This is a genomic window from Pantoea sp. Pa-EAmG (assembly GCF_030024295.1).
GTDB lineage: Bacteria > Pseudomonadota > Gammaproteobacteria > Enterobacterales > Enterobacteriaceae > Pantoea > Pantoea dispersa.
In genome coordinates this window covers 1-7114 of record NZ_JASEWO010000205.1, presented here as the reverse complement: position 1 = coordinate 7114, position 7114 = coordinate 1, and the positions used below count along the sequence as shown (strand labels likewise).

Below are 7114 nucleotides of genomic sequence, written 5' to 3'. Positions count from 1 at the left end.
TTTTTTATTAATTGTCATCAAGACTGGTCTTGTTTATCGTGAAATTAATAAAAAAGCCATTTCCTGATAAAACTTTACGTTACGCCAGTGCTTAAAAAGTTTAATTTAATTACACTGTGTCGAGGTATTGGAGGACCATAATGATGCAGCAAAAATACAACCAAGGGGTGATTGATTCGGTGACCGAATGGATTATGGCCAACCTGGATCAACGTTTGAGCATTGATGATATTGCACTGAAATCTGGCTATTCCAAATGGTATTTACAGAAACTGTTTGCCCGTTACCATAACGAAACGCTGGCGCGTTATATTCGCAAAAAGAAACTGATTTGTTGTGTGAACGAGCTGAAATTCAGCCGCACGCCAATTATCAGTCTGGCGGTTAAATACCATTTCGAAAGTCAGCAATCCTTTACCCGCTCGTTTAAACAGGTGATGGGCTGCACGCCGCTATTCTGCCGTAAACGCCAGCTGAGCGATGCTGCCGAAGCCCTGTTGCGCAGCAGTGACGATCCCTGCGCGCTGTGCCGCAAAGTCGGGTTTAATCGCAGCGAGCAGGAAAAACCGGTTGTTAATCCGGTAAGCGAAAATAATGGGAAGTTTCCAGCGCGTATTAGCTGCGCGGTACGTTAATCACGTCTGATATGTCGGTAAAATATTTATAACCGCACAGGTTGAAGCGGCGCGATTTATTACGCTGATGTTAAGTGGCACCGTGCCCATTCAGGCATCGCGCAATAAATTGCGCCGCTACGGTACGTGCGAAAAGTCATTTCGGTGCCTGTCGACCGCACAGATTGTAGCGGCGCGATTTATCATGCTGATGTTCCGCCGCACCGTGCCCATCCGGGCATCGCGCAATAAATTGCGCCGCTACGGTACGTGCGAAATATCATTTCGGTGCCTGTTGACCGAACAGATTGTAGCAGCGCGATTTATCGCGCTGATGTTCAGGTGCACCGTGCCCATCCGGGCATTGCGCAATAAATTGCGCCGCTACGGTACGTGCGAAATATCATCTCGGTGCCTGTTGACCGCACAGATTGTAGCGGCGCGATTTATCGCGCTGATGTTGAGTTGCACTGTGTCCATTCAGGACATTGCGCAATAAATTGCGCCGCTACGGTACGTGCGAAACGTCATTTCGGTGCTTATCAACCGCACAGATTGTAGCGGCGCGATTCATCGCGCTGATGTTCCGCCGCACCGTGCCTGTCCGGCCGGTGAAATCCTTTTATTTCTCAGCGCACCGGCTGGCCCGGCAGCAGCTTATCTGACAACAACTGACGACAAACAAACGCGTCCTGCCGTGCCTGCTGCTGCTGTTGCGGCGACAAATCCTGCCACACCGTTTGCAGATGCTCCGCCAGCCCGGACTGGAAATGAATCTTCTGCAGCGCGTAATCCGAATTACCGCCTTCAATCATCTGCTGCATCGCCTGTGCGCTGTTATCGCGCCCGTCATGGGTCAGCGTACAAAAAGTCGCGATGTAGTAAGCCTTGTCCTCATCGCTGTAATGCGGCATCAGCCACCAGATCAGCGCACTGATAACCAGCAGCAGCGGCAGCAGGGATTTGATTTTTAACATGGATTTATTGACCAGCTGAAAAAGAAAACGCCGCGATCTTAACAGATTCACCGCGCCATGCCGCACGCCATTTTCAGGCTTTTCTCCGGCAGATTGAGACGAGGCTTAACGGGGAATGCACCGATGTGCTTATAAAGTAGCCCGCTCAATTTTCCTCGTCATTCAGGGAATGAACATCATGAAAAAAAGCCAGCTGGCGCTGCTGATTGGTACCTTGTGCCTTAGCGGTTCACCCTATGCCGGGATTATGCGCCATGACATTGACGTGCAGGAATACCGCGATTTTGCCGAAAACCGGGGCAAATATGCTATCGGTGCCACCGATATTCCCCTCTATCGCAAAGACGGCACCTTTGACGGCTATGTACTGGACGTGCCGATGCCGGACTTTAGCATGGTCAGCGACGAGGGTTTCAGCTCATTTATCGCGCCATCTTTTGTCACAGGTGCCAAACATGTTCGATATGTTCTGTCGCTGAATTTAGGCAAAAAAGCCAAATTTTCGCCGACTTACCGTGGCATTAACTACAATAATGATCCCACGCGAGACTTTCATTTACCGCGGGTTAATAAGGTGGTCGTCGAAAGCGCGCCTTCGCCTTACATCGGCGGTGAAGAATTATTAGCGAATCGCAGTCGCTATACCGTATTTGCCCGCCTGGGTGCGGGTTATCAGCAAATCGACGATCCAGAAAGCGGTAAATTGATACCTATCGATGGCGCCTACGTCTATAACACCGGTGGAACCTTTAAACCCGGCGCCATTACGAATTTTTATAAGGACTACATTAAGTGGAGAATTTTTTCACCTGATCACCCCTCATTTTCCCTGTTAAGTATTGGTACCCGTGGAGGTGATAGCGGTAGCCCGGTGTTTGCCTGGGACAGTGTAGAAAAACGCTGGGTACAGTTCGCTGTCCATTCTGGTGGCTATGGGGGGACTACCTACAATTATTCCTTTGCCAGTGAATTAATTAATGGAAAGCATGTGCAGGAGGTACTGGATTCCGTCAGGGATGCTGATGTTAAAGACAGCGGCAGCAGTACCCTCGAATGGCGCGGTGACAGCATTACGCAGGATGGCAAAAGCTGGCAATGGCACGGGCTCGATGACAGCCTGGCAGAAACCGCACCCGCCAATGCCAGTAATGAACAGCTCGACGCCACCAAAGATCTGCGCTTCAACGGCGACGGCGGCATCATCGAGCTGGCGCAGTCAGTCAATCTGGGTGCCGGCCGCCTGCATTTTTCCAATGACTACATCCTGCGCGGCGCAGGCGACAGCAACTTCAGCTGGGCTGGCGGCGGCGTAGAGGTCGACCAGGACAAAACCGTGCTGTGGCAGGTTAACGGCCTGCAGGATGATGCGCTGCACAAAATCGGCGCCGGCACGCTGCACGTTAACGCCAGCGGCATCAATCCCGGCGCGCTTAACGTTGGCGACGGCACAGTCATCCTTGACCAGCAGGCCGACGCGCAGGGACGTAAACAGGCCTTCTCTACCGTCACCCTGTTCAGCGGCCGCCCGACCGTGGTGCTCAACAGCGCCGATCAGTTAAGCACTGACAACATCCGCTTCGGCTATCGCGGCGGTACGCTGGACGTTAACGGCCTCGATCTGACCTTCGACGATATCCTGCACAACGACAGCGGCGCACGCATCGTTAACCGCGGTCAGACGCTGGCGCATCTTGATCTCACCGGCGATAACCGCCTGTTCCTCGGCGAGCTGGGCGAAGCGGACTCACGCGATAACCTCAACGTGACCACCCATCAGCGCTGGCAGCTGGCCGGCGGCGCGCAGCTTAATCAGCTGGCGGTGGCCGACGGTGTGCTGACGCTGAGCGGCGAACAGGTGGAACACGCCGGGAAGGTGTTCTTTGCCAATGACTGGCAGGACAAAACGTATCACATCAACCAGTTGCAGGTGGCGCAGGACGCCGCGCTAACCATTGCTGAGCACGCTCATGTTACCAGCAACATCACGCTGGCCGACGAGGCCACGCTTAACGTGCTGGGGCGATCCACGCTGGCTGGCGACATCAACCTGAGCGGCACCGCTTCCAGTCTGATTGCCGACATCGCGCAGTACGTCAGCACGCTGGGCGAGCTGGCTTCCACCATCAGCGCCAATATCAGTGGCCAGGGCCGCGTGATTAAAAGCGGTGACGGCCGGCTGACGCTGAGCGGTGACGTCAGCAACCAGCAGGGCGTTGAAGTGCAGCAGGGTGAGCTGGAAGTGAGCGGCAAGCTGCACACGCCGCTGAACATGGCCGCCGGCACGCTGCTCTCCGGCGGCGGCGTCATCAATCACGCCAGCCTCGCCGATAACGTCACGCTGGCACCGGGCTGGAACAATGCGCCGGACAGCTGGTCGGCCATGCGCCTTGGCGATCTGCGCCACGGGCGCGACACGGCGCTGGTGCTGAACTCCGCGTTCCGCGACCACGCCAGCGATCGCCTGCTGATCGATGGCGATCTGCAACAGCCGGACGATGCGCCGCTGTGGCTGACGGTAAAACCGCAGGCCAGCTGGATCGATAGCGATCGCAACCACAACGGCGCAGCGGATAACACTGAAGGCGTGTCGCTGGTGCAGGTCGGCGGCCAGGCGCACGCCGACAGCGTCCAGCTGGCCGGCAGCTATGTGGCGCGCGGCGCCTGGGCTTACGGTCTGTACGCCTTCGCACCGGGCCGCGCCAGTGGCGATGAGCGTCTGGTGGCGGGCGAAGGGGATCAGTTCTGGGATTACCGTCTGCAAAACATTCTGCTGGCGGAAGGGGATAACCGTGAACCTTACCTGCCGGAGCCGGAGCCGGAGCCGGAGCCGGAGCCGGAGCCTGAACCGCAACCCGAGCCAGAACCGCAGCCGGAACCGGAACCGGAAAATCCGCAGGTGCCGCAGCCAGAGCCAAAACCGGAGCCAGGTAAGGTGCGCGCGGCGGTGATTCCGCAGGTGCCGACCTACATCTCGCTGCCCGCCGCCTTCCACAGCGTGACACACAATCTGCAAGCGCTGTTCAGCAGCAGCGCGCAGCAGGCGGGCGCAGAGGGCCGTCCGGATCTGTTTGTGTCCGGCTACACCGGCGACGACCGCTATCACAGCGTGGGCGGCTTTATGGATTACGGCTACGATTTCCACAGCCGCTATCAGGGCTGGATGATTGGCAGCCGCTTCCCGCTGCAATCCGCGCTGGCGCTGAGTGTCGGCATCAATAAAGGCAACCTGAGCATCACGCCGGAAGCGCGCGACGGCAACAGTCACGCCCGCATTGATACGCTAGGCGCCAGTGCGCTACTGAGCTGGCAGCCCGATCAGGGCCTGCAGCTGGCCGTGCCGGCTGGCGTGATGCAGTACCGCGGCAGCGTCAACACGGATCTGCGCGGTAACGTGACGCAGCTGAAAGCGCGCGGCGCGAACCTCGGGCTCGAGAGCGGCTGGCGCTGGCAGTCCGGCGCGCATGCGCTAACGCCGGTGGCCGGCGTAAATGCGCAATGGCTCGATATTAATGATTTCACCGACAGCGACGGCGCACAGGTCAGCTACCGCAATCCGCTGCAGTGGCAGCTCTCCGGCGGCGTAAAATACGACTTCCGCCTCAACCAGAAGCTGAAGCTGGGCGCGGAAACGCGCTACGTGCAGCACATCAGCCAGCGCGATCGGGTGGCAATTGGTGACGGCCAGCAGGCGGCGCACTTCGCCACCGGACGCGGCGGCAATAGCCTGCAGTACAGCGGTTACGCCGGCTGGCAGGTACTGGATAATCTGGAGCTTAACACCCAGCTTCAGGGCCAGCAGCGCCTGACGCAGGAAGGCATCAGCGACTGGAATCTGCAGGCCGGTGTGAAAATCAGTTTTTAATCGCGGCTCTCATCACGCATCAGCCCGGGACATGTCTTACCGGGCTTTTTTATGCTTTTCTGAAAAAAAACCAGACAAAACTTAATTGCCACGTTAGTCGGTCGCTTTAGGTTTGCGATTCTCGCTATTTTCATCCATGGAAGAGAATATGAAACTTACCCCGCTGACGCTGGTGATCAGTACGTTCTGTTATAGCCTTCCTGCATTCGCTGATGAGCGCTACCCTGCATTTTCCACATCACAAAATAATAACGTTAACGCTGCGAATATTCCGCACCCACCGGAATCCTTTCATGGTCCATCAACCCAGGAAATCCCTGAGCTGCCGCTGCTTGCGCAGGCCAGCCGCCAGACCGGCGAAGGGATTAAACAGCTTGGGAAAATGATCGCCCGCGGCTCGTGGTTTGATGAGATCAATCCGGCAACCTCGGGCCTGGTGAGAAGCAGCGTGCTGGCCGGCAATAACAGCCATCACTTGTGGTATTACCGGTTACAGACCATGGTCCTGACCGGGGAGAAAGATGAAGGATTGCCGAATATTAATAATCCCGGTGTCGTGGCTCCGATACCCGACCCCGGTAAAGGCGAAGCTGTCATATTGCCGCCGCCACCGCCGCCTGAGCCGGAACCGCCACAGCTTACACCCGCGCCACAAATCCCGACCTATCTCGCCCTGCCCAACATGCTGTATGCCCTCAACGACACCATGCAAACCCGCTTCCACTTCGCTGCCCGGCAGATGAGCCTGGATGATCATCACAACCTGTTTGTGTATGGCTATAGCGGCGGCGAGCGCTATCGCAGTGCGCAGGGTGATAGCGATGCCATCAGCCGCTATCAGGGCTGGATGCTGGGCGCGCGCTGGACGCCGGAAGCGGAACAGAGCCCGCTGGCCTTCAGTGCGGGCGTGCACAAAGGTGTGATGACTATGCTGTCGGATACGCAGTCGGGTCGCAGCCAGTTGCGTATGCAAACCCAGGGCATTAATGCGCTGATCGGCATTCAGCCGCCTGAGGGCTGGCAGCTGGAGATACCGCTGGGGCTGACGCATTATCGCGGCACCTTACGCCATGAAACCCAGGGTGAAGTGGCGCGGATCAGCGCCGTTAGCGGCAATATCGGCGCAGAAGCAGGCTGGCGCTGGCAGCAGGATGCGCATAGCCTGATGCCGCTGGCCGCAGCCGGTGTGCAGTGGCTGCATATTGCTGATTTTACCGAGCAACAGGGTGCGCAGGTGAACTATCAGCTGACGCCGCAGTACAGCCTGGCTGGCGGTGTGAAGTATGACTATCAGCCGCTGTCGTCAGTGAAGCTGGGGCTGGACGCGCGTTATGTCTGGCACAGCGGCAGGCAGAATACGCTGGATGCCGGCGATATGCGCGGATTGCCGATTGAGCGCACCCGCCACAGCGCCCAACTGGGTGGTTACGTCAGCTGGCAGTTGCATGAAAACGTGGAGATCGGCACGCAGTTGCAGGTGCAGCAGCGGCTGGATCGCCCCGGCGTGAGCGACTGGAATGTGCTGAGCGGCGTGAAAGTGGCGTTTTAAATTAATAATAAGGAAAGGGGTGGTGAATGGCTGGCGATGGGTGGTTTGGTCGCCATAAATGGCGCCCCTTATATCCCGATCATTCTCCTCCGGGTATGATGATCCCCGACTG

At 57.1% G+C, this 7114-nt stretch carries 4 protein-coding genes; 3 read left to right on the top strand and 1 reads right to left on the bottom strand.

Annotation, left to right across the window (positions count from 1 at the left end):
• Positions 1-140: 140 nt before the first annotated feature.
• Complete coding sequence (locus QMM04_RS19605) at positions 141-635, top strand: helix-turn-helix domain-containing protein (RefSeq protein WP_031279815.1); 495 nt, start codon at positions 141-143, stop codon at positions 633-635.
• A gap of 608 nt (positions 636-1243) precedes the next feature.
• Here QMM04_RS19605 and QMM04_RS19600 read toward each other — a convergent pair.
• On the bottom strand, positions 1244-1591 hold the full coding sequence (locus QMM04_RS19600; RefSeq protein WP_282996812.1) for a hypothetical protein: 348 nt from the start codon (positions 1589-1591) through the stop codon (positions 1244-1246).
• A 178-nt stretch (positions 1592-1769) separates the two neighbouring features.
• On the opposite strand from QMM04_RS19600, the gene QMM04_RS19595 reads away from it, so the two are divergent.
• Both QMM04_RS19595 and QMM04_RS19590 read left to right on the top strand, forming a co-directional pair.
• Complete coding sequence (locus QMM04_RS19595; protein ID WP_282996811.1) at positions 1770-5453, top strand: S6 family peptidase; 3684 nt, start codon at positions 1770-1772, stop codon at positions 5451-5453.
• 148 nt (positions 5454-5601) lie between these two features.
• Positions 5602-7002: an autotransporter outer membrane beta-barrel domain-containing protein gene (locus QMM04_RS19590; RefSeq protein ID WP_282996810.1), complete on the top strand. Its 1401-nt coding sequence runs from the start codon at positions 5602-5604 to the stop codon at positions 7000-7002.
• Positions 7003-7114 lie beyond the last annotated feature (112 nt).